This is a genomic window from Litorimonas sp. WD9-15, from assembly GCF_050271975.1.
Taxonomy (GTDB): Bacteria; Pseudomonadota; Alphaproteobacteria; order Caulobacterales; family Maricaulaceae; genus Litorimonas.
The window spans coordinates 1,002,898-1,026,816 of the sequence record NZ_CP189850.1; the positions used below are offsets into that span (position 1 = coordinate 1,002,898).

20 protein-coding genes are annotated in these 23,919 nt (G+C 53.5%); 12 read left to right on the forward strand and 8 right to left on the reverse strand.

Annotated elements, in window-relative coordinates:
* Positions 1–44 precede the first annotated feature (44 nt).
* Entirely contained in the window at positions 45–1,415 is a 1,371-nt protein-coding gene (locus ACP9M6_RS04740; RefSeq protein WP_427453945.1) for a hypothetical protein, read from the forward strand.
* Between the two features lie 160 nt (positions 1,416–1,575).
* Positions 1,576–2,418, forward strand: coding sequence for a hypothetical protein (locus ACP9M6_RS04745; RefSeq protein ID WP_427453947.1), 843 nt, complete (start codon positions 1,576–1,578; stop codon positions 2,416–2,418).
* A gap of 82 nt (positions 2,419–2,500) precedes the next feature.
* Here the strand turns inward: ACP9M6_RS04745 and ACP9M6_RS04750 are convergent, their stop codons facing one another.
* Both ACP9M6_RS04750 and ACP9M6_RS04755 read right to left on the reverse strand, forming a co-directional pair.
* Positions 2,501–4,360, reverse strand: a complete 1,860-nt coding sequence (locus ACP9M6_RS04750) for a DUF885 domain-containing protein (RefSeq protein ID WP_427453949.1) — start codon at positions 4,358–4,360, stop codon at positions 2,501–2,503.
* On the reverse strand, positions 4,357–4,629 hold the full coding sequence (locus tag ACP9M6_RS04755; RefSeq protein WP_427453951.1) for a 4a-hydroxytetrahydrobiopterin dehydratase: 273 nt from the start codon (positions 4,627–4,629) through the stop codon (positions 4,357–4,359). The genes ACP9M6_RS04750 and ACP9M6_RS04755 overlap by 4 nt, the downstream gene beginning before the upstream one ends.
* A 211-nt stretch (positions 4,630–4,840) precedes the next feature.
* On the opposite strand from ACP9M6_RS04755, the gene ACP9M6_RS04760 reads away from it, so the two are divergent.
* Positions 4,841–5,182, forward strand: coding sequence for a VanZ family protein (locus tag ACP9M6_RS04760; protein ID WP_427453953.1), 342 nt, complete (start codon positions 4,841–4,843; stop codon positions 5,180–5,182).
* 13 nt (positions 5,183–5,195) lie between these two features.
* Positions 5,196–6,254 (forward strand): hypothetical protein, encoded by a 1,059-nt coding sequence (locus tag ACP9M6_RS04765; RefSeq protein ID WP_427453955.1) that lies wholly within the window; start codon positions 5,196–5,198, stop codon positions 6,252–6,254.
* Between the two features lie 450 nt (positions 6,255–6,704).
* On the opposite strand, the gene ACP9M6_RS04770 is transcribed toward ACP9M6_RS04765, so the two are convergent.
* The 3 genes from ACP9M6_RS04770 to mtaB all read right to left on the reverse strand — a co-directional run bounded on the left by ACP9M6_RS04770 (position 6,705) and on the right by mtaB (position 10,237).
* Positions 6,705–6,989 carry an energy transducer TonB gene (locus tag ACP9M6_RS04770; protein WP_427453958.1) on the reverse strand — a complete coding sequence of 95 codons (285 nt, stop codon included), beginning with the start codon at positions 6,987–6,989 and terminating at the stop codon, positions 6,705–6,707.
* A gap of 152 nt (positions 6,990–7,141) precedes the next feature.
* Positions 7,142–8,950: a signal recognition particle-docking protein FtsY gene (ftsY, locus tag ACP9M6_RS04775; protein WP_427453960.1), complete on the reverse strand. Its 1,809-nt coding sequence runs from the start codon at positions 8,948–8,950 to the stop codon at positions 7,142–7,144.
* Positions 8,951–10,237 (reverse strand): tRNA (N(6)-L-threonylcarbamoyladenosine(37)-C(2))-methylthiotransferase MtaB, encoded by a 1,287-nt coding sequence (gene mtaB / locus ACP9M6_RS04780; protein WP_427453962.1) that lies wholly within the window; start codon positions 10,235–10,237, stop codon positions 8,951–8,953.
* Between mtaB and ACP9M6_RS04785 the strand changes: the two genes are divergently transcribed.
* Genes ACP9M6_RS04785 through ACP9M6_RS04795 form a run of 3 tightly spaced genes read left to right on the forward strand, consistent with a single transcriptional unit; the run spans position 10,218 to position 13,211 of the window.
* The gene (locus ACP9M6_RS04785) at positions 10,218–11,033 is read left to right on the forward strand and encodes a hypothetical protein (protein WP_427453964.1); all 816 of its coding nucleotides are present in this window, start codon (positions 10,218–10,220) and stop codon (positions 11,031–11,033) included. The genes mtaB and ACP9M6_RS04785 overlap by 20 nt on opposite strands.
* Positions 11,034–11,075: 42 nt before the next feature.
* Entirely contained in the window at positions 11,076–11,876 is an 801-nt protein-coding gene (locus ACP9M6_RS04790; RefSeq protein ID WP_427453966.1) for a class I SAM-dependent methyltransferase, read from the forward strand.
* 3 nt (positions 11,877–11,879) lie between these two features.
* Positions 11,880–13,211, forward strand: a complete 1,332-nt coding sequence (locus ACP9M6_RS04795; protein ID WP_427453969.1) for a leucine-rich repeat-containing protein kinase family protein — start codon at positions 11,880–11,882, stop codon at positions 13,209–13,211.
* A gap of 29 nt (positions 13,212–13,240) precedes the next feature.
* On the opposite strand, the gene ACP9M6_RS04800 is transcribed toward ACP9M6_RS04795, so the two are convergent.
* Positions 13,241–14,467 carry a tetratricopeptide repeat protein gene (locus tag ACP9M6_RS04800; protein ID WP_427453971.1) on the reverse strand — a complete coding sequence of 409 codons (1,227 nt, stop codon included), beginning with the start codon at positions 14,465–14,467 and terminating at the stop codon, positions 13,241–13,243.
* Between the two features lie 216 nt (positions 14,468–14,683).
* Between ACP9M6_RS04800 and ACP9M6_RS04805 the strand changes: the two genes are divergently transcribed.
* Positions 14,684–15,982 (forward strand): Y-family DNA polymerase, encoded by a 1,299-nt coding sequence (locus ACP9M6_RS04805; RefSeq protein ID WP_427453973.1) that lies wholly within the window; start codon positions 14,684–14,686, stop codon positions 15,980–15,982.
* 152 nt (positions 15,983–16,134) lie between these two features.
* Here ACP9M6_RS04805 and dapF read toward each other — a convergent pair whose 3' ends face one another.
* Together dapF and ACP9M6_RS04815 are read right to left on the reverse strand one after the other, a co-directional pair.
* Complete coding sequence (dapF, locus tag ACP9M6_RS04810) at positions 16,135–16,974, reverse strand: diaminopimelate epimerase (RefSeq protein ID WP_427453976.1); 840 nt, start codon at positions 16,972–16,974, stop codon at positions 16,135–16,137.
* A gap of 6 nt (positions 16,975–16,980) precedes the next feature.
* Positions 16,981–18,138, reverse strand: a complete 1,158-nt coding sequence (locus tag ACP9M6_RS04815) for a serine hydrolase domain-containing protein (protein WP_427453978.1) — start codon at positions 18,136–18,138, stop codon at positions 16,981–16,983.
* Between the two features lie 72 nt (positions 18,139–18,210).
* Between ACP9M6_RS04815 and ACP9M6_RS04820 the strand changes: the two genes are divergently transcribed.
* The 4 genes from ACP9M6_RS04820 (at position 18,211) to ACP9M6_RS04835 (ending at position 23,915) form a co-directional block, all read left to right on the forward strand.
* The gene (locus tag ACP9M6_RS04820; protein ID WP_427453980.1) at positions 18,211–20,463 is read left to right on the forward strand and encodes a prolyl oligopeptidase family serine peptidase; all 2,253 of its coding nucleotides are present in this window, start codon (positions 18,211–18,213) and stop codon (positions 20,461–20,463) included.
* 252 nt (positions 20,464–20,715) lie between these two features.
* Positions 20,716–21,453, forward strand: coding sequence for a tryptophan 2,3-dioxygenase family protein (locus ACP9M6_RS04825; protein WP_427453983.1), 738 nt, complete (start codon positions 20,716–20,718; stop codon positions 21,451–21,453).
* Complete coding sequence (locus ACP9M6_RS04830) at positions 21,453–22,544, forward strand: aminotransferase class V-fold PLP-dependent enzyme (RefSeq protein WP_427453985.1); 1,092 nt, start codon at positions 21,453–21,455, stop codon at positions 22,542–22,544. The genes ACP9M6_RS04825 and ACP9M6_RS04830 overlap by 1 nt, the downstream gene beginning before the upstream one ends.
* A gap of 81 nt (positions 22,545–22,625) precedes the next feature.
* Positions 22,626–23,915: an amidohydrolase family protein gene (locus ACP9M6_RS04835; RefSeq protein WP_427453987.1), complete on the forward strand. Its 1,290-nt coding sequence runs from the start codon at positions 22,626–22,628 to the stop codon at positions 23,913–23,915.
* Positions 23,916–23,919: the final 4 nt, after the last annotated feature.

Consider the following 23,919-nt stretch of genomic DNA (forward strand, 5'->3'; position numbering starts at 1 on the left):
AAGTTGAGACAAGAGGACGAAGGTTCAAAATGAAGGAGGCCGACATGAGGCTTGCAGCTTGCGCATTATCAGCGGTATTATTGTCGGGTTGTTCCTGGCTTGGAATGGGCGGACAGAAACACCATGCGGGCTACGGTGCGGCAAATGGCGCCTACGGTGCCGGATGTGGACCGACACAGGCCTATGGTCAACAAGGTTACGGTCAAGCCTATCAGGCACAGGGTTACGGCGCGGGATGCGCCACCGGGCAAGCGGGTTACGGCGGACATGCCGGTCATGGTCATGCAGGATACGGCCAAGCTGGATTTGGTCAGGCGGGTTACGGTCAACAGGCCGGGTATGGCGTTGATCCTTTTGCAGGCGTCGCAGGATATGGTCCGGCAGGCGCAGGTTACGGTCAAAATGTCAGTGCGGGTCTTTCCGCACAGGGAATTGGCGGCGAGTTTGGCCCGGGCGCGATTAACTCAGGTTACGGCGCAGGTGTGACAACACTTGGTGCGGCTGCCCCTTACGGTGCCGCGGCCTACGGACAAAATGTTGTCGGAACACAGCTTTCCAATGGCCAATATATCAACGGTCAATATGTTCAAAATATTCAGGGCGCACCGATTTACGTGCCGCAGCCTTACGGTGTTGCAGCTTATGGTGGCCAAGCCGGTTACGGCGCGGCGCCTTGTGGTCCGGGCTCAGTCCCTTGTGGCACGCAACTGCGCGGTGGGTCAGGTGCTATGCCCTTTGGCTTTGAAGTCTTTGGCGGTTCAGAATTTGATATTGACGGTGACCTTTTCGGTGGAAAAGAGGCTGGGCCGGCTGACGGAGGTGGCGGCGAAGCCGGTGCAATTGATGCCATCAGCTATTCTGACGCATTTGGAGACGGGTTCACAATCGGCGGCGGGACAAGCTATGATATTTCCCGCAACACAACGCTCTTGGCGACTGCAGGATATTCAAAAAAAGAAGGACAGTCTGTTTCAACAGGATCCTTTACATCAGGTACATATGATGCGGCGGGTACGTTCACACCGGATGTCGGCGCAACAGAGCGCACACTCAGCGGTGAGTTCAGCGATCTTGAGCAATACACGCTCGAAGCCGGTGTTCGTCAATATGTTGGCAACAGCTATGCGCTTCGTCCTTATGTCGGTGCGTCTGCAGGTTTTGCCTATAATGACGCGGTCACACTGACCCAGACATATGATGATAATGGTGACCTCTTTAATGAGCAGCAATTCATCGATAGTGGATGGCGTCCAACGGCGGCAGGTGTCATCGGTGCGGAAATGGCTGTAGGTCCGCGTGCCGCGATTGGTGTCGAAACCGGCATTCGTTGGCGCGATAACCTGAAAGCGAATGACCCGGCAGCAGAAGACCGGATTTCCATTCCGGTCAGCCTCCGCGGACGGGTTGCTTTCTAAGCAAATCCAAAGATAAAGTTTCAAAGCCCGGCCTTCGCGGTCGGGTTTTCTCGTTTTAGGGGAGTGTTTTCAAAAACTGGCCTCTGCTTTGCACCCTCATCCTGCAAGATACCGGAACAAATAGGCGATTGTGCCAATCCGGAACATACAGGATGATACTATGCGTATTCTCATGCTCGGCGCCGCCGCCATCGCATTGTCGGGATGTTCTTTCCTCGGCCTCGGCGGAAAAAAAGACCACACAAATTATAATCCGCAAACCGGTTATTACGGCCAGCCTGCGGCGCACACACCGGATAAACGCTGCCATTCCGGCAATTGTTTGGCCCGTTGGAACCTCGAAGGCGGCATTGGTCCGTCATTTGCGGCCGGGAATAATATCGTAACAGCCAGCCGCTCAAATAATTTGGAAGGTACGGAATTTGACTCAATCTCTTTTGGTGATGCTTATGATACGGGCGTCCGCGCCGAACTTGGCGGGTCTTATGCACTAGCGCCGAATACAAAGGTCAGCTTGCTGGGTCATTATGAGCAAGCCGATAGCGATGGTGTGCAGAACTTCGGCTCCATCAATGGCCGGGCCATTACGGGCTCACTCAGCGACTATGAAGCCTTTGGTGCTGAAATCGGATTGCGTCAATATTTCCAACCTACAAATGGTATCATCCTCGACAGTGTGCGTCCTTATGTAGAGGCTCGCGCAGGTGTGTCTCGCGTCGGTGACATCTCCGTCGATAATGCCCGCAATGGCGACCGCGATATTAACGGTGGCTCTTTCGGATTTTACGAAGATAGCTGGGTGCCAACTGGTGCCGCGCTCGTCGGCCTGGAAACGCCCGTCGCGCGTTACACAACAATTGGTTTGGAAACGGGTGTCCGTTTTCAGGGCGGATTAAAGTCGGATAACAGCCTGCTGGCGCCGGGAACGGCACTGGGCGGACTGAATAACAATCAGGGTCGTGTCACAATTCCAGTGACAATACGCGGACGCTACCGCTTCTAACCTACCCAGATAATGGGGGCTGACAATGCCTGCCGAAACCGACCTTTTGAGGTCGTCTTTCGGTGGGCATTTTCAATTGGGGCTAAAGCGGCGGCGCATTGACCGGGTTGGCGCTTTCCGAAATTCGTTGCCGTTCGGAAAAAATAAAGCGATTAATCCGCTCTTCCAACATATCCAGTGGAATGCCCCCATTTTCCAGGACGGCATCGTGGAAGCGGCGAATGTCGAAATCCGAGCCTAATTCCGTTTTGGCTTTGTCGCGTAATTCCAGAATTTTCAGCTCGCCGATTTTATAGGCCAGCGCCTGTCCGGGCCATGAAATATAGCGCTCGACTTCCGTCTTGATATTATGCGGAGCGAGGGCGGAGTTCTCCAGGAAACACTGTTCTGCCTCCTCCCGCGTCCAGCCTTTCCAATGCAGACCCGTATCGACAACAAGGCGGCAAGCGCGCCACATCTCATAAGATAACTGCCCGAACCGCTCATAAGGTGTCTCGTATATGCCCATCTCTCCGGCGAGTTTCTCGGCATAGAGTCCCCAACCCTCGCCAAAGGCATTGGGATAAAGGCTCTGGCGGAATTTCGGAAGGCCTTTGAGTTCCTGCCCAATCGCGATTTGCATATGGTGTCCCGGCACGCCCTCATGCGCGGTCAGGGCAGGGAGGTTATAAAGCGGGCGTTGCGGCAGGTTATAGGTGTTCACGACATAATTGCCGGCCTGTCCGCGATCCGGATTTCCGCCAAAATAACGGCCGGTGGTATAGGTCTTCTCGATCTCTTTCGGCACGGGAATGACGCCGTAGGACAGGCGCGGCAGGGTCGCGAAATATTCCGGCATCTTCCCGTCCAGCTTCTTCGCCAAATAGCTCGCATGCATCAGCAGCTCTTTGCGCGTCGTTGCGTAAAATTGGGGATCGGTGCGCAGGAAATTCAGGAATTCCGTAAAGGTTCCGTCAAATTCCGTCTCCGCGATGATGCCGTCCATCTCGGCCCGAATGCGCGCAACTTCGCGCAGGCCCAGTTCGTGAACCTCGTCCGGGGACATATCCAATGTCGTGAAATACCGTGTGAGGGCGCGGTAGTATTCGCGTTCCGTCTCGCTATCGCCGAGGCCTGCCGTTTGACGTGCGGCGGTCGCATATTCATCACGCATAAATTTCGCCAGATCGCGATAGGCGGGAATGGCTGCGGATTCGAGGGCTGCTCTGCCCAATCCGCGCAGGCGGGCTTGATCGGCTTCAGCCATGTCTTCGGGGAAGGATTTGAACGGCGCGTAGAGCGGGTGGCTCTCCGGCGTACTTTCCGCCATGTCGTCGATCATCTCTTGGATGCCTGGCAAGATAATATCGCTGGCCGTAAATCCGTCGCGTATCCCGCGCCGCATATTTTCCTGCGCCTGCCCGAAGAAACGCGGCAGGCGGGTCAGGCGGGACGCATAGGCTTCATAATCTTCAACCGTTTTGAAATCCGTCTGACGGACGACAAAAGAGAGTTCGTTGAAAAACCCGCTATCATTCATAAATGGAATGCGTGCTGCATCAAATGGCGCGAGGCGTTGACGCTGCGTGAGGACAAAGCCGAGCAGATCATAATTCATCCGGTCCGCATCCGTCATCGGAACGGTCGACAGCGCGGCATGGCGGGAGAGGAAGCGGGTGCGACGTTCATCCGCCTCCGCCGCCGCTTCGGGTGAATTATCCGGCAGCAGGCGAAGGGCGGCTCTGTCGCCCTCCTGCCCGCGGCGGTAAATGTCGAATTCAAGTTCGGAGGCTTCAAAATCAGAGATTAGCAGCGCCAGCGTGTCTTCCTTTGCACAGGCAGGTTGACCGTCCAATTCGATAACCGCCCCGCCCGGACAGACGGGCATGATGGAGATGTTGCTTTGCGCGAGTGCAGGTGTGGCCGTGCCCAAAAGCAATGCGAAAACTAGGGCTGGCTTCATGACGTAGCCTTTTCCATGGCATTGGCCAGCGTAACATCTTTTTCCGTCACACCGCCCGCATCATGGGTCGTCAGGGTCACGTCGACACGGTTGTAAACATTATACCATTCGGGATGATGATCCATTTTTTCCGCGATAATCGCGATGCGCGTCATAAAACCAAAGGCTTCCGCAAAATCTTCGAATTGGAAAACTTTAGTGATGAAATCATCGCCGCCGGTCCAACCATCCAGCTCATTCGCAACGTCTTTGGGGTCAAGTGTGTCCATGGGAGAATCCGTCAAAACTATGGGGCGTGTCTAAGCCCGAATTTGGCCATAATGCGGCCCTTCATTCGGGTATTTGCCATATTCCCGCCACATTTACACCTGCTTAATCATAATATGTGCTGTTGTGGGACAGATATCCGGCGTGGGCCGACCAAAAATGATCGTGATTTGGTCATCGCCGCGCCCGCTTGTCCCGCCTATAGCGGGGCCCATGACCCGACTCATCCAGATTCTCTCGATCCTCGCCACGCTTGTCGTGATTTACATGAGCCTGCGCCCCAGCTTTTCGACGGGTGGCACACCACATGTCGACAAGGTCCTGCATCTCTTCTCTTATGGTGTGCTCGCGGGACTGACGCGTCTCGGCTGGCCGCGCCTTTGGGGCGGGTGGGTCGTCGTTGGATTTATCAGTTTAGGAATCGTTTTAGAGTTCGCACAACATTTTATGGGGCTGGGACGGACGGGCTCGGTCGCCGACGCCATCGCCAATGCTCTTGGCGTGCTTCTGGCCGTCATCCTTTTTCATCTTATCCGAAAACGCCTTTTATCCTGAACCGGAGTGTCCCATGCGTCAGCTAAGCCCTATTTTGGCTCTCATCATAGCGGGGACGGCGACGTCGGCCTTTGCGGGTAATCCCGCCTTTCCCGAAGCCCTGCCGCCCGTCGCCAATCCCGGTGAATGTTACGCGCAGGTCCGTATTCCCGCGCAATATTCGACGGGGACGCAGACCGTCATCAAAAGCGAAGCACATGCGCGGTTAGAGGTGACTGAACCCCAGCTTCAGGCGCGGCAGGAAACAATCATGACGAAGGAACCAAGTGTCCGCTATGAGGTCCGCCAACCGCGCTATACCACCCGTACGGAACAGATCGTCACGCGTCCTGCACATGACCGTCTCTCGGTCAGTGCGCCGCAATTTTCGACCGTGACGGAACGCCTGCAAACGGGTGCGCCGCATCTCGTCTGGAAACGTGGCAATCCTGCGGAGCTGCAACGGCAGGGTTATATCATTCGCTCGACGGCGGATGGGCGCTTGCGGGACAGCTCCGGCTATCGCGGTGGCAGTTACGCCACGACGCAGCAGGGCGGCGACACATGCGGTCCGGGCTGCGAGATCTGGTGTCTCGTCGAAGAACCGGGCACCTCCGTCACAACGACTCGCCGCGTCATGAGCGCGCCGTCTCGCGTTATCCGCACGCCGATTCCCGCACAGACCCGCTCGATCACGAAGCAGGTGCTGGCGGATCCCGGCGGTGTGCGGGAAATCCTAGTCCCTGCGGAGTATACGAATGTAACGGTGGAAGATCTCGTCCGTCCGGCTGAAGCCTATGAAGTCAATGTCCCCGCCGAATATGGCGATGTTCAAACGCGAAACCTGATTTCGCCGGAACGCTATGAATGGCGGCGGGTATTGTGTCAGCCCGGAACGGGACGCGTGTCGAATACGTCCGGTTATTCGAGTGGCAGCTATACCAGCGGGCATTATTCCACCTCGTCAACACATAACGTTGATGTATCGACAGAGGTGATTTCTTCATCACAAGCAGATGCAACGACGGGCTATTACGGCACAGAAAACCACCCCGCCTATCAACGCCGTGCCCCGCACCGAAAGCGGAGATAAAACTATCTCTCTTCCGTCATTATCGGGACAAGCCCGGTAATGACGGTTTGAAAATAATCACAAAACTATATCCGCATTTATGTGTCTGCGACTCATCAATAAATTCAATGCGCTAATTGAATAACTAAGAGAATAATCCCCACCCCGAAAAACAACGCTTAAACTCACGCTGTTCTCCTCAAGGGACGACCGGGTTGCAAACCGGTCCGGTCGCGAGGGGGACGGGCAAATATCATCGAAAGTTTCGGTGGTCCGTTCAGATTTGAAACTCGACTGACGACGGGTTTGAATGTGGTTCACACGGTTAAAGGAAACGCTCAACACCGCGTGGGTCTGTTCAACAGGCTCTCACCCGTAAGTTTAACCTCTAACCGTAAGTTCAACCCTCAACCGCCTGAAAAACCCGCGCGGACTTCCCAAGATTGAAATCAATTAAATGATATTTTTAACTTAACCAATCAAGGGCGAACAAATCCGTTCCATATAATATTCCCCATTCGATAAGGGCGTCATAAATTCATGAGGTCCGGAGATTGGCACACCCATCATATCTTCGATACGGTAAGCAATGCTGGCTGTAATATTATAAGCCGCCACAGGAGTCCCGTCTTGCCGTTTTTTATCATAGACCCATGACGATAATGTCCGGATAGACTCTTGGCGATAGACTTCATCTGTACAATAAGTCGCCTCTACGTTCTGTGTTCGGCCATCTCTATCGATGTCGTAGAGCATGCAACAATATCCACTTCTCATCGCGCTTTCAGGGACATTGGGAAGCGGTTTTTTAATATATGTGAATGTCTCCGAGTGATGGGCTGCGACAAAAGCATATGAAAGCGCAGTTAAAAGCGCAAAGAGGGTAGCTGTTGTGAACCGAAAAGCCATCAGTTCAAAGCATCCGCTACGCCGGACAGCGCTGCCGCGAAGACCGGGGCGCTGAAATTCTCTAAATCCTCGATCCGTTCACCGATGCCAATATGATGGATGGGCAGGGCGTATTTGTCTGAGAGCGCGACCAGCACGCCGCCTTTCGCTGTGCCGTCCAGCTTGGTCATAATCAATCCCGTCACATCCGCCGTGTCGCGGAAAGCTTCTGTCTGCGTCAGTGCATTCTGTCCAACCGTCGCGTCGAGGACGAGGATGGAATGGTGCGGTGCGGTGGCGTCTTGTTTGCGGATGACGCGGATGATTTTATTTAATTCTTCCATGAGTTCCGAGCGATTCTGTAACCGTCCCGCCGTGTCGATCATCAGGATGTCAAAGTCTTCGTTCTTGGCGCGTTTCATGGCGTCAAAGACGAGCCCCGCCGCGTCCGTGCCCTGTCCCGAAGACATAACGGGTGCGCCCGCGCGTTCGCCCCAAACGGTGAGCTGTTCGACTGCCGCCGCGCGGAATGTATCGCCCGCCGCGATGAGAACCTTCTTACCTTTATCCGTATAGCTCTTGGCGATTTTGCCGAGCGTCGTCGTTTTGCCCGAACCATTCACCCCGACAAACAGCATGATCTGCGGCTTGGCCATGCCGAAGACGATGGGCCGTTCCAATGGGGTCAGGATATCGGAAATCACATCGGCGAGGGCGATTTTAATTTCCAAATCCGTGACCTGTTTATCAAATTTCGTTTCGCGCAAACGATCCGTCACCTGCGCTGTGACCCCGTAGCCGAGATCTGACATGATGAGGATATCTTCCAATTCCTCAATCGCGGCTTCGTCCAAAGTGCGCTTCGTAAAGGCCGCACCCATCTGGTCGGACATGCGCGTCGTGGATTTCCGTAGACCCGCCGAGATGCGGTTCATAAACCCGCCTTCGGCCAGTGGTTCAGGCTCGGCTTTTAATTCGGGCAGGCCGGCTTCTGCGCGTTTGGCGGCGCGATTTCTTTCGGCTTGCTCGGCGGCTTCGCGTTCGGCGATCTCGCGGGCGGCGCGTTCTTCGGCGATGCGGGCGCGGCGTTCGGCTTCTTCGGCTTCGCGTTTCAGACGTTCGGACTCGGCTTTTTCTGCGGCGAGTTTTTCGGCCTCTATGCGCTCCGCTTCCAACCGTTCGCGTTCAAGACGTTCCGCTTCAAGGCGCGCTGTTTCTTCTGCTTCGCGTTTGGCCTCTTCAGCAAGGCGGGCCTCCTTGCGGACATTCGCCTCAGCCTCTTGCTTCGCTTTCAGCGCGGCGGCTTCCGCCTCGTCTTTCGCCTTGGCGAGGGCGGCTTCTTCCTCGGCTTTGATACGAGCAGCTTCTGCGGCTTCCGCTTCGCGACGGGCTTGATCTTCGGCCGCGCGTTTAGCTTTGGCTTCCGCCGCTAGCCGTTCTTCTTCGGCGAGACGCGCAGCCTCAGCTTCCTCGCGGAGGCGGGCCTCTTCCTCGGCGCGGGCTTTCGCGGCAGCGGCCTCTTCATCCTTACGCGCCCGCTCTTCGGCCAACTGTTTGGCCCGGGCGACGTCGCGGGCGGCTTGGATTTCGGCGAGGCGTTTTTCCTCAAGCTCTTTTGCCGCGACTTCTTCGGCTGAGAGTCCCTGGGACGCCTCGTCCTGTTTCCGGGCAGAGGCGAGGGCGGCCGCGTTAATCGCGGCCATGCGCGCGGCCATTTGTTCATCGACGCGCTGCTGCGCCGCCGCTTTGGCTGCCGCTTCTTCGGCAAGTTTATCCGCTTTGGACTTGAACCCGAGCTTGCTCAGAAAGCCTTTTTTCTTTTCAGCCATTTAGATCAAAGTTCCAATTAATTGCGTATCCGTCGCGCCCGTGATGCGGACACGCGCCAAGCTACCTGCTTCGGCTGGATTGTCCACCTTCACCATCGAGAAATCGGGGAGGCGACCTAGACCTGTTTCTTCGAATAGAGCTTCGTCCTCATCGCCAATGCGCGTTTGCAAATGCGCCGCTTTTTCTGCTGCGCCCGCCTCACGCAGAAGCTTCGCGCGGGCTTTGACGATATTGCCGTCAACAGGCGAAATTTTTGCAGCGGGCGTGCCTTGTCGCGCGGAATAGGGAAAGACGTGGAGCCACGGAATACCGATCTCCGAAACCACGGAAACGGAGTTTTCGAACATCGCGTCATCCTCGGTCGGGAAGCCTGCAATGATATCCGCGCCGAATGTAAATTCCGGCCGCGCGGCTTTCAGACGCTGGCACAACGCCACTGCATCGGCGCGGGAATGGCGGCGTTTCATCCTTTTTAAAATCATATCATCCCCCGATTGCAGGGAGAGGTGGAGATAGGGGCTCATCCGTTTATCCGTGACCAGTAAATCAAAGAGCACGTCATCCACTTCCGCCGGATCGATGGAGGACAGACGTAGGCGCGGTAGGTCCGGCACCAATTTCAATATCCGCCTGACCACATCGCCCAGCGGCGGCGTGCCGGGCAGATCTCCGCCCCAACTCGACAGGTCCACACCCGTCAGCACGACTTCATTATAACCCTGCCGGACCAAGGATTTCACAGACCCAACAATCTCGCCCGCCGGGACGGAGCGCGAATTTCCGCGCCCATAGGGAATGATGCAGAAGGTACAACGATGGTCGCAGCCATTCTGGACTTGCAGAAAGGCGCGGCTGCGCGATTGGCTTTTTATGGGAAGCGCATTCTCGCTGCCCATAAATTGGGGCGCGGTTTCGCGGACGCTCATAATATCGTTTACGCGAATGCGCTCCATCGGCGCATCCGGGCCGAAAGAGAGCGGGTTCATCTTCTCTTGATTGCCGAGGACTTGGTGAACTTCCGCCATATCGGCGAACATGGTCGGGTCGATCTGCGCGGCACAGCCCGTCACGATAATCCGAGCCTCAGGGTTTTCGCGCGCGGCTTTGCGGACCTGACGGCGGCTTTCCGCCACGGCGTCATTTGTCACGGCGCAGGTATTAATCACAACCGCTGCACTTTCACCTGCGTCGCGGGCATTCGCCGCGATGACATCAGACTCATAGGCGTTCAGGCGACAGCCTAATGTGACGACTTTCGTCTTTGATATGTCAGGGGTTTCAGACATTCCCGCTAAGTGGTGGCAAAGCGGTGTTGGGTCAAGTCGTGTCGATTGTTCGATCTGCTATCTTGCATTCAAGCCTTTCGGTTCACATCTCTATAATGTGCAAATTTTGGAACATTCTTCATTCGGCTTGAGAAGTGCTTATCGAGTGATGGTAAATGACCTCGGAGCGCCACAAATACATCTGTTTCCGATGGTTCATTTGGCGCAGCAATCATTCTACGATGATGTGAAATCAAAGCTTCAGAAATGTGAAACTATTTGCGTTGAAGGCGTCAGGTCCCGAAAAGTACTTCGGTTGACTTCAAGTTACAGATTTGCGGTCAAGAACCCTAAACTCAATCTTGTGTTGCAATCGAAAATCAAGTCTTCCGATATGTCGGGAGATATAATTAATATAGATGTGGACCCTTGTGAATTCGATAGAAAATGGGCCGCCCTATCTTTTCGGTTGAAAGTTGAGGCGTTTTTCCTCTCGCCTCTATTCGGTTTCTATATGCGCTTCTTTGGAACACGGGAGAAGATTGCAAAGGCGATGAACATGGATGTTCTCAAATCAAGAGAGGATATTTTATGGTCGACCCCTCAGAGTTATGAGATGAATGATATGATTTTGCACTGGCGAGATTTGGAACTCTTAAAGAAATTGGATAACGAGCTCTCAGTCTCATTGAATAAAAAAAATGATATAGCGATTGTTTTTGGTGCAGGTCATATGAGGGCAATTATACGGCATCTTTGTGATGTTCGAGGATATCGTGTCGGAGCCTCTGAATGGATGACCGTTTTCGATCTTTGATTAGGCATTGCAAGACAGAGTTTGACCTCTATTGAAATTCTAATGAAACGATTTCTAAAAGCCATTCTGCCCGTCTCCGCGCGCATCGCGATTAAGCGTGTCGGTCATGCCCTGCATGATCTGGTTGACCCGATTAAAGACCCGCGCATTCCGCCGCGACGTGATACGCTGATCGGGGGCGGGGATTTTGCGAAAGTCGGCGAGAGTTTTCGGGCGCGGTTTCGTCAGCACGGCCTGACACCCGATATGGATATTCTGGACGTGGGTTGCGGGCAGGGGCGGATGGCGCGGCCTTTGGTGGGGGAATTGGACGGCGGGTCCTATACCGGGTTTGATATTGAGCGGACGGGCATTGACTGGTGCCGGGAGCATTATGCGGATGTGCCGAATTTCACCTTTGACCATGCCGATGTTTTCAATGCGCGGTACAATCCGTATGGTGCGGTCGCGGCGAAAGATTACGTTTTTCCCTATGCAGATGGCAGGTTCGACTTCGTCTTCCTGACCTCCGTCTTCACCCATATGTTCGCGAATGATGTGGAAAATTATCTTTCGGAAATTGCGCGGGTATTGAAGCCAGGCGGCAAAGCCCTCATCACATGGTTCCTGTGGGATGAGGCGCCGAAATTAAATCCCATCATGGATTTCCACGCCGAGGTCGACGCGGTTAGCCGGACGACCCTGCCCGAAAACCCGGAAGCTGCATTGGCGTTTAACCGCGATTGGGTCGAGGCGCTCTATGCGCGATTGGGGTTGGAGATTGAGGGGATAGAATTGGGCGGTTGGCGCGAGAGTGTTCTGGATGGGTCAATTCAGGATTTGGTGGTTGGGGTGAAAGCGTAGATTATGACTCATCACACTCTTAATGATTTAAAAAATGGACGCCTTGCCGGTCTGCGCGAAGTCAAAATTTCCGATGGCTTGACCGAGGTTCCACGAGAGATTTTTGATCTGGCCGACACACTCGAAATTCTCGATTTATCCGGCAATCAGATAAAATCTCTGCCGGATGATTTTGCGCGGCTCTCGCACTTAAAAATCCTGTTTCTCGCCAATAATGATTTCACCGTCTTTCCCAAAGTTTTGAGTCAATGCGCCAAGCTTTCAATGATCGGATTCAAGGCGAATAAAATTTCGCAACTGCCAGAGTACGCGCTCCCGAAACAGACGCGCTGGCTTATCTTGACGGATAATAAATTGACGCATTTACCGGACTCCATTGGAGACTTGCCGCATTTGCAAAAACTGATGCTGGCGGGAAATCAATTGGCGGAGTTGCCGCTTTCCATTGCGCAGTGTCATGCGCTGGAACTGATCCGTATTTCCGCCAATCAATTAACAGCGTTTCCGGGCGCGTTGCTCGGCCTACCAAAATTGGCATGGCTGGCATTTTCGGGCAATCCGTTTTGCGTGCCTTTTCCGGAAAATGACGCACTCCCTACTGTCAGTTTTGACGACGTTTCGCGGGGCGAGATATTGGGGGCGGGCGCGTCGGGTATCATCACGCGGGGCGACTGGATCAATGCGCCAACAACGATTGAAAATCCGCAAGGCCCTCTCGCCGTCAAAACATTTAAAGGCGCGGTGACATCCGATGGTTATCCGCGTGATGAGTTTGCCGCTAGCCTCGCCGCGGGGGTGCAGGACGGCCTGATCCCTATTTTGGCGACGATTATATCGGAGTTAGAAATGGGCCTCGTCATGGAATTAATTGAGGAGCGTTTTTCCAATCTGGGCCAGCCGCCGAACCTTGAGACTTGCACGCGCGATGTGTTCTTAAAAGACACGGTTTTTAGCCCTGAAAAGGTTTTGAAAATGGCACAAAGTCTGTCGCGCATCATGGTGCATTTGCGCGCCCGCGATATTTGTCACGGCGATCTCTACGCGCATAATATTTTAGTCAATGAGGCGGGTGACATCCTCCTCGGCGATTTCGGCGCGGCCTCGCATTATGTGTCCTTGAGTCACGCACATGCCAAAGCGCTGGAATCTATTGAGGTTCGAGCCTTTGGGTGTTTTCTGGAAGATATTCTGGGCACGATGAAGCTCGAGGACTGTCGGATAGATTTCATAACGACTCTTAAAAAATTGTCGGAATCCTGTCTACGACCCAATGCGAATCAAAGACCGGATTTCGCAAGACTCCAAGAGCAGCTTTGCGCTTTGCCCGTCACGTAACGAAACCCATATTTTGTGCCAATCGCCATTTATTTTCGGTTGATGAGGCCACTTGTGACAGTTCGAATCGTCAAAACCATGATAAAAAATAGAAAGTAAATTGAAAGCTTGGATAGAAGGTCGCTTTTATACCATTCGCCGCCCGTTTCTTTCACGTAATGAAAATCACTTACGGCGATATTATATGATCTCTCAATTTTCTCGAATTTTGACTGTCGGAAATTATGGTCTTCCGCAAAGTCCACAGCTTGGCGATAGGCGTGTTCTAGAGTCTCTAATGAAATTTCAGTTTGAAATACGGAAAGAAATTTATTTTTGAAAAACGGAAGTCTCGTATCGCCGTGCCGGGGGTCTCGCTCTCTAACAAATGTGGATTGCTCTCTTAGGAAAAAATACATGAAAGCTCTCTCATAATCTTGATTGACGCCGTCTCCATAAAAATAAGCCCAAGCTAATTTTTGTGAGGCTTCCCAACTGTCACCAGCGGCGGCAGAGTTTAGCTTTTCGACATAGTCATGATTGTCGCCAGCTTCCAAGGCTTGTTCAGCAAGATAGTAATTGGATTTTCCATGACCCTCTTCTGCGGCTTGTTTGGTAAAATAATCAAATTTTTCAGAATCGGGTTGGACGTCGAGACCTTTTTTGTAGATTTCTGCCAGGTGGATGGCAGCTTCTGTTTTGCCTGCAAAGAATGCTTTTTCCAAATAGTGTCGTGACGCGACATAATCTTTTTTTATGACGCCATAATATTTTTTCTTATCTTTCTTCAAATAATAATTGAGGGAAGAACTCCCATGAAACAAACGGTCTCCGCGCTTTAACCAACAATTTGGATCCTTTGCCAAGGCGTGATCTTTTGGAAAATCAACGAGACCTTTTCGACATAACCATTTTAAATTTTTAGTGGCGGACGCTTCCGCTTTTTCCATGCCACTAATTTGAGGGCTGGTATGTGGACCTTGGGCTTTTATCAACCAAGGTAAGGCGTCCTGATATCTGGGCTTTTTACGATCGCCAAAAGCCAGAACTTGAGCGACGGCGAGCTCAGATTTCGCATGACCTTTTTCAGCAGATTTTAAGTACCAAAAAAGAGCTTGATCCAGATTCTTTTCGACACCGCGTCCGTAATAATATTGACTGCCTTTTTGGAATTGAGCTTGTGCGAGCGTTAATTCACTGTCAGTCGTTCCTGCTTGTGCGACAAAACTTACCGTTAAATGTAAAAATAAACCAATCAATATAGTTAAAGATTTCACAAAGCGAGACACGTTCAAAAACTAGCATTTAATATTTAAATAGCCGTAAAACGGTGAGGTTAATCGAAATGTTAAATATGTGTATAGCGTGCATTTAGAAAAGTTCATTATTTAGGCGGGCTTTCGTTAAATTAAAGATATAGGAATATAGTCTTATCCACAGGCTAAATCCCCCACTCGCTCGACTCTCCTTGTTTGTTCTGCTTTCGTTCTCGTATGAACACACCGTCCCAATTTCCGCCTCTGATGGCGACCGAGCCTAAACGTAACTGGTCCATGTTTCTGGATTTTGACAGTTTTTTTGCCCATGTGGAGAAGCAATCCGACCCTGCGCTGCACAACTTGCCGGTGGCTGTTTGCCCCACGCCGACGCCTTATTCAGGGGTGATTGCGTGCTGTTATCAGTCCAAGGCGGCGGGTGTGAAGCGGGGGATGAAACGGGCGGAGGCCGAGGCGCTCTGCCCCGACATCGTCTTCCGCCACGCGCGGCATGATGTTTATATCCGCAAACACCACACGATCATTGAGGTCATAGAACGCCACGTCCCCGTCGAGAAGGCCTGGTCCGTGGACGAGATGTCGATCGATCTAAAACGGATGCGGATTTCCGATGCGGTCGCGCTGGTGAAGGCGATCAAGGCGGATTTGGCCGAGGCGCTCGGTCCCCTTGTCACGGCGAGTTTTGGGATTGCACAGACGGGGCTGCTCGCCAAAATCGCGGCGGAAGCGAATAAACCGGACGGCCTCGTCGTGTTCCATCCACGCGAAATGCCCGACCGCCTCCACGGGATAGAGTTAAAAGATATTCCCGGCGTGGCGCGGGGGATGCTCGTGCGGTTGCGGCGGGCGGGCGTGACGACGACGGAGGGGCTGCTAAATCTACAGCCGAAACAAGTGCGTCGTATTTGGGGTAGTGTCGAGGGCGAACGGCTCTGGCGGGCGCTGCACGGGGAACACACGGAACGACCCGCCACCAAGCGTTCCATGTTCGGTCATTCGCGGGTGCTGGCGCGGAGTTGGCGCAACCCGAAAAAGGCGGGCGAGTGTCTGCGGATTCTGACGACCCACGCGGCGCGGCGATTGCGGGCGGATGACTTCTTTGCGACGCGTCTGACGGTCTCGGTCAAGACGGGGAAGGGGATGCGCCTCGCCATGGATCGTGAATTTCCAGCGGTACGGGATGATTTCTCGCTGCACCGGATTGTGGCGGAGACCTTTGACGGGATTGTGAGAAAATCGCGGGAGTCGGACTTCATGCACGTCTCCATCATGCTGCACGGTGTCATTAAAGAAGACGAGATTGTCGGCGATCTGTTTACCGGCCCGCGCGATCTGCCGAGGACGGATAAGGCCGTTCACGTCATGGATGCGCTAAACCAGAAATATGAAAAATCAGTCCTGAAACTCGGCGCACCGGACGACTTACCCGGCGGCTATGACGGCGTGAAGATTGCGTTTGGGCGGATACCCGCCAAAGCGGATATGTTCGCGGCGGGGTCTGGCGGGATGGGGTGAGTTAATTTCACAGAAATAATTAATTGCAGATGTCATCCCGCACAAGCCCGAAGGGCGCTGATGCGGGACCTAACGTTTGCAGAACGCAGAGTGCATCATATAGGCAATAGGCCCCGCATCTCCACTGCGTTACGTGCGGGGTGACAGCGCCATTAAACCGTCCCCTCACTTTCCAATTCCACAGGCCCGGTCATGATCACGTGGCCGTCACTTTCCCGCCATTCAATGTGCAACACGCCGCCATCGACCTCTACTGTGACATCGCGTCCCGTGCGTTTCTGGCGGTGGGCCGCGACGACCGCCGCACAGGCGCCCGTGCCGCAGGCCAGGGTCATGCCGACGCCGCGTTCCCAGACTTTCAGGCGGATGCGGTCATCTGCGAGGACTTTGGCAAAACCGACATTGGCTTGTTCGGGGAACAGGGGGTGGAATTCGATCATGGGGCCGGCGAGGTCCGGTTTTACGGTCGTGAAATCCTCGACGAAAAAGACGCAATGCGGATTGCCCATACTGACCGCGCCGGGGTTGCTCAGGACCGGATTATCTATCGGGCCGATTTTCACGTCGATATGATGCGTATGCATGGATTCTTCCAGCGGGATTTGCGTCCAGTCGAGTTTCGGTTCGCCCATATCAACCGCGATTTCGAACTCGCCTGCGCGGGTGCAATAGAGCAGCCCGTCATTCGTCTCGACGACGCAAGTGTCTGTACCGCTATCGCGCATATGAAGCCAAGCCGTCGTGCGCGTCGCATTCCCGCAGGCATCGACTTCGAACCCTTTTTGGTTGCGGATTTCCATGAAAATATTGGCGTCCGGTGATTTCGGCGCGCGCAGGATAACAATCTGGTCCGCGCCTTTTTCGCCCATAATCGCGCCGCCTGGCTTTGCGATCTCTATCGTCTGCTCATCGGACAGGCGGAAGCCGGGATCCTTGCGCGCATCAAACACGCCAAAGCGGTTGCCCGCACCGTTCATGATCAGAAATCTCATAAGCGCTCATATAAGCGTACGGAGGATGGGCGCAACCTCATCAAAGAGCGCCTGATGCACCGTGAACTGGTTGGCCCGCGTTCCTAAATTTTCTGGGCCAGTCATGGTCGCATCATCCGCACCGGAGCCGAGCCGGGCAAAGGCGAATGTAATGTCTGTGCCCGGCATAATGAACATGGCCGTATGCGCGCCGTAAGCCCAGCCGAGATGCCCGACGAGAGGGACGCCGGAAATAGGTGAAATGTCGGCGTCATAGACATAGCTTCCGGAACCGAAAGCGAGGAAATGCGCGTCTTCGTCATCGCCGTTCTTCCCGTCAAATGTCCAGACGGGTTTGTGGAAGTCGGGACGTTGATGAAGAATTTCTCCAACTTTGATGAGGTCGGACAAACTCATCCGCATTCCGCCTTGCGGGGAAAAGAGCGTTCCGTTTTTTCCGATTGAATAACTGTCAAGTCGCGCAATATCCCGCCTCAGATAAGTTGGACTGGCAAGGGGAATATCTGTGGGGAGATCGACAGTCGCAGCCCAGTTTCCTGCCTCGTTTTTGCGGTAAAGGGCAGCAGCAGATTTGCGTCTGCGGGGTGATACACCCGACCAGTTCAGTCCTGCGTCAAACCCATTCCGCGTCAGCCAATTCCAGACAAGGCGATCAAATCGTTCGCCCAAACGCGCTTCGACCACGGTCGCCGCAAGCCCGTAATTCAGATTGGTATACCGAAAATATGTCCCGGGCGCGTGAGTGAAGCTCTCGCGATTATAAAGCGTTCGAATATCCGTCTGGATATCGGCCCAATAAACCTCCGGGTCTTTCAAGCCGGATTGATGAGAGAGCAGATGGCCGAGTGTGAGCCCGTCCGGCGTATAGGGTAAAATATAGGAAACAGGCGCGGCCAGATCAATTTTGTCGTCTGCTGCAAAATCACGGAGCGCCATCGCCACAACGAGTTTCGTAATCGAGGCAATCCGGAAGGGCGTTTCCAGCGAGAAATTTGGTCCTGTTCCAATGACGGATTGGCCCGTGATGCTAGATGCAATGGTTTTACCGCCCTCGTTCAAGATCCAGCCCCGACCGGGCTCTGCCGCGGCAGGCATAGCGCCCCCGCAGGCCGTTAATCCTACCATCGCGGCGCTGCTTGCCAAAACTGTGCGTCGATCCATCATGTCGGGACAGTAAGCCGCCTTGCTCTGACGTGCAAACTCCGCTTTATGAGTGCCAAGAAAAGGAGAGATGATATGACCTTAAAAGGATTTTCAAAAACCGCATTGCTGCTAACCGCCTCTACGGCGCTCATCGCCTGTTCGGGCGGCGAAGCGGAGACAACAAAAACGACCGTCACGGATGCCGCTGAGTTAGCTGCCTCTGATGTTGGATCTGACACACTTTACAAAGCTGACGCTAAACCGAGACCTTATGAAATGATCGAATATACAACTGCTGGCCAAACGGATGCCGACCATCTCTATCTGGAAGAGGTTCTTGGCGAAGAGGCATTGGGCGAAGTTAAGGCGTGGAATAAAACGACACTGGATCGTCTCAAGGCCGATCCGCGCTATGACACATTTTATAATGATGCGCTGGAAATCCTGAACTCGAAAGATAAAATTCCTTACGTCTCCTACCGCAATGACGAAGTGCATAATTTCTGGCAGGACGCGACACATGTGCGGGGCGTCTGGCGGAAGTCCACATTGGACAGCTATCTCTCGGACGAGACAGAATGGGAAACGGTAATCGACTTTGATAAGCTGGCCAAGGACGAGGGCAAGAACTGGGTCTATAAAGGCAATAGCTGCCTCTCCCCCGAAAATGAGCTCTGCATCGTCAATCTCTCAGATGGCGGCAAGGATGCTGTCATCCGCCGTGAATTTAATACCAAGACCAAAACTTGGGTCGAGGACGGCTTTGTCACGGAAGAATCCAAAGGCACGATGTCTTGGGTGGACGCAGATACCGTCGTGATCGGCGTTGATTTTGGCGAAGGCACCCTCACAGATTCCGGCTATCCTATGGTCGCGAAAGTCTGGAAACGTGGCACACCACTCTCTGAGGCCGTTGAAATCGGGCGCGGCGAGCAGGCGGATGTCGGTTATTGGCCGGGTGTCTATGAATTCACAAATGGCGACCGTGAAATCGTCGTCTCCCGTAGCACAACATTTTACGACACGGAAACATTCTGGTTCCCGATGAAGGACGGAAAAGTCGGCGAGCCTGTCAAATTCCCAATCCCGACTATGTCCAATCTGGGCGGCGAGTTTAAAGGTCAAATCCTGCTAACCCTGAATGAGGATTGGCGCGGATTTGAAACCGGTGACCTCGTCAGTTTCGCTTGGAATGATTTCAATGAGAATGGTGAAATTGAGGATATCAATCTCGTTTATCGCCCTGACGCGAAATCTTCTATGAATGGCTACGGCACAACGAAATCGAAACTGCTCCTCGCGACGACGACGGATGTCAAAGGATCTGTGCATGAATATGATTTCACGAATGGCAAATGGTCGTCGAAAAAGCTCGACTTCCCCGCCAATGGCTCGGTCAGTGTCGGCAATACGAATGACAAGGAAGAGGTCGCATTTATCTCCTCTGAGTCTTTCCTAACTCCGGATACGCTCTGGACCTACAATACGGAAACGGGCGAAAAGGCGAAGGCCAAATCTCTGCCGAGCTGGTTCGACGCGTCCAATATGGTGTCTGAGCAGTTCTTTGCGACATCGACGGACGGCACAAAAATTCCTTATTTCGTCGTGCGCGATAAGGACATTGAAATGGACGGGACGAACCCGACCTTGCTCTATGGTTATGGCGGGTTTGAGATTTCCCTGAACCCGTCCTATTCCGCGACACGCGGGAAACTCTGGCTGGAAAATGGCGGTGTCTATGTGCTGGCGAATATTCGCGGCGGCGGCGAATATGGTCCGAAATGGCATCAAGCCGGATTGAAAACCGAACGCCAGAAAATCTATGATGACTTTATTTCGGTCGCAGAAGACCTGATTGCGAAAGATATTACATCGCCAGACCATCTCGGTATTGAGGGCGGCTCCAATGGTGGTCTGCTGACGGGCGTGATGTACACACAGCGTCCGGACCTGTTCAACGCGGCGATTGTCGCTGTTCCACTCCTCGATATGCTCCGCTTTAACAAGCTCTTGGCGGGTGCGTCATGGATGGGTGAATATGGCGATCCCGATGATGCGGAGAAACCGGAAGAGCGGGAATTCCTGCGCCGGATTTCGCCCTACCACAACATCCGCCCCGACGCGGATTATCCGGAAGTCTTCTTCATCACCTCGACGAAAGATGACCGCGTCCATCCGGCTCATGCCCGTAAAACGGCGAAGCGGATGGAAGACCAGGGTCATGACTTCCTATATTATGAAAATATCGACGGCGGTCACTCGGCGGCGGCGAACTTGAAAGAAACGGCGAACCGTCTGGCGCTGCAGCATGTTTATCTGATGCAGAAGCTGGCTGACGCGGAATGATCGCAATCAATCCAGTGGATTGATTGCAATGAAGCGCCGAGGCGGCCACGCCTCGGAAACTCACGTTAAGCGCCCGCTTTGGTTCAAACTAAAGCGGGCGTTCCTATGTTTACACACCGCTCAAAATACGCCACCCTCAAAATATGAGGCATGTCTCGCATATTAAACTCGCACAGCACGTGCTGCGCCATTGGCTGACAGGTCACGCCTAGTTCGGTCTTTCCCCTTTAAACATTTAATTTGGAGAGACTTATGAACAGAGAAAAATACCAAGAGATGATGCGCGGGGCGGGGAAACTCGACTACGAAATCTATCTCAACACAGAACAATTACTGGCCGCACAGAAAGCGCCGGATGCATTCTGCAATCCCGACGAATTACAATTCATGATCGTTCATCAGGTCGAGGAGCTGTGGATGAAGCTCATGGCGTCGACGCTGCTCGACATTGATGAGGAGATGCAGGCGCGGAACTCCTTTAAGGCGCTGACCTTGTTCCGACGTGTCCATATCTGTCAGGAGATGATGACGACACAGCTCAGCCTTTTGGAGACAATGTCGCCCAAGGATTATCAGGAAATCCGGCTTCTGCTCGGCAATGGCAGCGGACAGGAAAGTCCCGGGTTTCGTGTCCTCTTAAAAATGCCGACTGATCTCTGGGCGACATTTTCAGATGTTTATCTGGAGGGCGGAAAGCGTACACTGGAACAGATTTATGACAGCGAATATTCCCATGACGACGCCTATATGATCGCGGAGGCGCTGGCCGAGTTTGATGAACAATTCCAGAAATTCCGCAACGCCCATATGCAATTAATTTATCGGTCCATCGGGGTTGCGGCTAATTCACTCAAAGGTCGCCCGGTGGAGATCCTGAATGAAGGCCTAAGGCAGAAATTCTTCCCTGATCTCTGGCAGGTGCGGGCCGAGATGACGGATCGTTGGGGCGGCGAATATGGCCTAAAACGCGCGAAACTGGATAAGAAATAATGCGCAAAAATTTTCACGTTCCGGAGAATTACTTCCTGTCTCATAGTGTTGGGTGTTTGCCGAAAGTCACCGAAGCCGCTCTGACATCCGACTTTCTCGGCCCGTGGAAATCCGGGGCGAGTTGGGCGGACTGGATGCCTGTGTTGGATAGGTTCCGGCACGGCATGGCGCAGATCATGGATGTGACGGCTGCGGAAATTTGCCCGCAGATAAATGTTTCAAGCGCCCTGACGAAAATATTGCACAGCTTGCCACCATCAAGTTCCCGCAATCAAATCTTACTCTCCAAGCAGGATTTTCCGACGATTGGATTTGTCGTGAAACAAGCGGAACTTGCAGGGTTTGAACTTTGCTTTGTGGAGGGCGATGTGCTGGATGCGCAGCGTTGGGGCGATGCGATCACTGACCGCACGGCCTTTGTCCATGTCACCCATTCGCTGTCCAACACATCCCACCTTCTTCCCGTTGCAGAAATCTGTGTGCTCGCGAAACAGGCGGGGGCCAAGAGTGTCATTGATGCCGCGCAATCAACTGGCATTGTTCCCGTGACTCCAAAAGACTGGGGCGCGGATTTTGTCATCGGGACAGGTGTGAAATTTTTATGTTTCGGTCCGGGCGCTTGTTTTCTCTATGCCGCGAAAGAGATCCTGCCGGACTGCAACCCCGTGGATGTCGGCTGGTTCAGTCACGAAAATCCATTCGAAATGGATATTACCCAGTTCCGTTTTGCTGCTAATGCGATGCGCTTTTTCGGCGGCACGCCATCGCCAGCACCGCTCGTGGCAGCTAATGCAGCCATAGAGGTTTGGTCAGGTCTCGAGGCCAAAACTCTGCACGCCCGTATTCGCGAGAATCTGGATACACTTTGCGAAGCCGTTCCGGATGAGGCGCTTGTGTCGCCCAAACATCCGATAGCTCGCGGCGGGACCTGTGTCGTCAATCCGGCGGACAGAACCCTCTTGCGGAATAATTTGAAGGCAGCGGATATCTTGCACGACGAACGGACTGAGGGTTTTCGCTTTTCCGTCCATGCTTATACGCCGCTCTCAGACTGTACCAAGCTGGCGTCTGTTTTTAAGGCAAGTCTCTAAAATTTTCGTGTCTCAGGCGGAGACGCTTGACGCAGAGAAGCGACCTGCGCAAGCTGAGATGATTTATAAAATAGGTGCATCATGAAAAATCTTTATCTGGGCTTACTCCTCAGCAGTGTTCTGGCTGCACCCGCATTCGCCGACGACCACAATACCAAGGTCGTCTATGCCGGGACCATGATTGACGTTGAGTCCGGCAAGGCTCTCAAAGACCGAGTCATCGTTATTGAGGACGGGATGATTACGGCCATCGGCTCCCGCGCGACCATTGAAGATATTGAAATTCCGGATGACGCGGAATTGATCGACCTGTCCGATATGACGGTCTTGCCGGGCCTCTCCGACTCCCATGTTCACCTGACGTCAGATGCCAATGTTCATGGCTATAAACGGCTGACACGCTCCACACCGCGCGCAGCCATTACGGGCGTGGTCAATGCCGAGAAAACACTGATGGCTGGCTTTACGACCGTTCGAAATTTGGGCGCGCCGGGCTTTGCTGATGTGGACTTGATGAACGCCATTGATGACGGCGATGTGCCCGGGCCGCATATGATTCCGGCGGGTCGGTCTATTGGTATTACGGGTGGGCATTGTGACAATAACCTTCTACCCTATGAAGCCCAAGCCAAAGGCGGCGGTGTCGCGGACGGACCTTGGGCCGTTCGGGCGAAGGTGCGGGAAAATAATAAATATGGCGCGAAAGTTATTAAATTTTGCGGCACCGGCGGTGTGCTGTCCAAAGGCACAAAGATCGGGGCACAGCAATTCTCATTTGAAGAAATGAAGGCGATTGTGGACGAAGCGCATCTCTTAGGCCTGAAAGTCGCTGTCCATGCTCATGGGGCGGACGGGATTGAAACGGCCATCCGTGCGGGCGTCGACTCGGTCGAACATTCCAGCCTCATTACAGATGCGGGCATCCGCATGGCGAAACAAAAGGGGACTTATCTCTCCATGGATATTTACGTTTCGGATTACATCCTGTCCGAAGGTGAAGCGGCGGGTATCTTAGAGGAAAGCCTCGCCAAGGAACGCACAGTTGGCAAAGCTCAACGCGAGCGGTTCCAAGCCGCCGTCAAAGCGGGCGCAAATATCGCTTTTGGGTCTGATGCGGGCGTCTATCCCCATGGTCAGAATGGACGCCAATTCGCCTATATGGTCGATTGGGGCATGACCCCGATACAGGCCATTCAAGCCTCCACCATCGGTAATGCCAAACTTTTTGGCATTACCGAAGATCGCGGTTCAATCGCCGTCGGAAAACGCGCGGATATCATCGCTGTGGATGGTGACCCGCTGGCGGATGTGAAAGAATTGGAAGACGTGGATTTCGTGATGAAGGGTGGCTGGGTCTATAAAACAGACTAAGTGA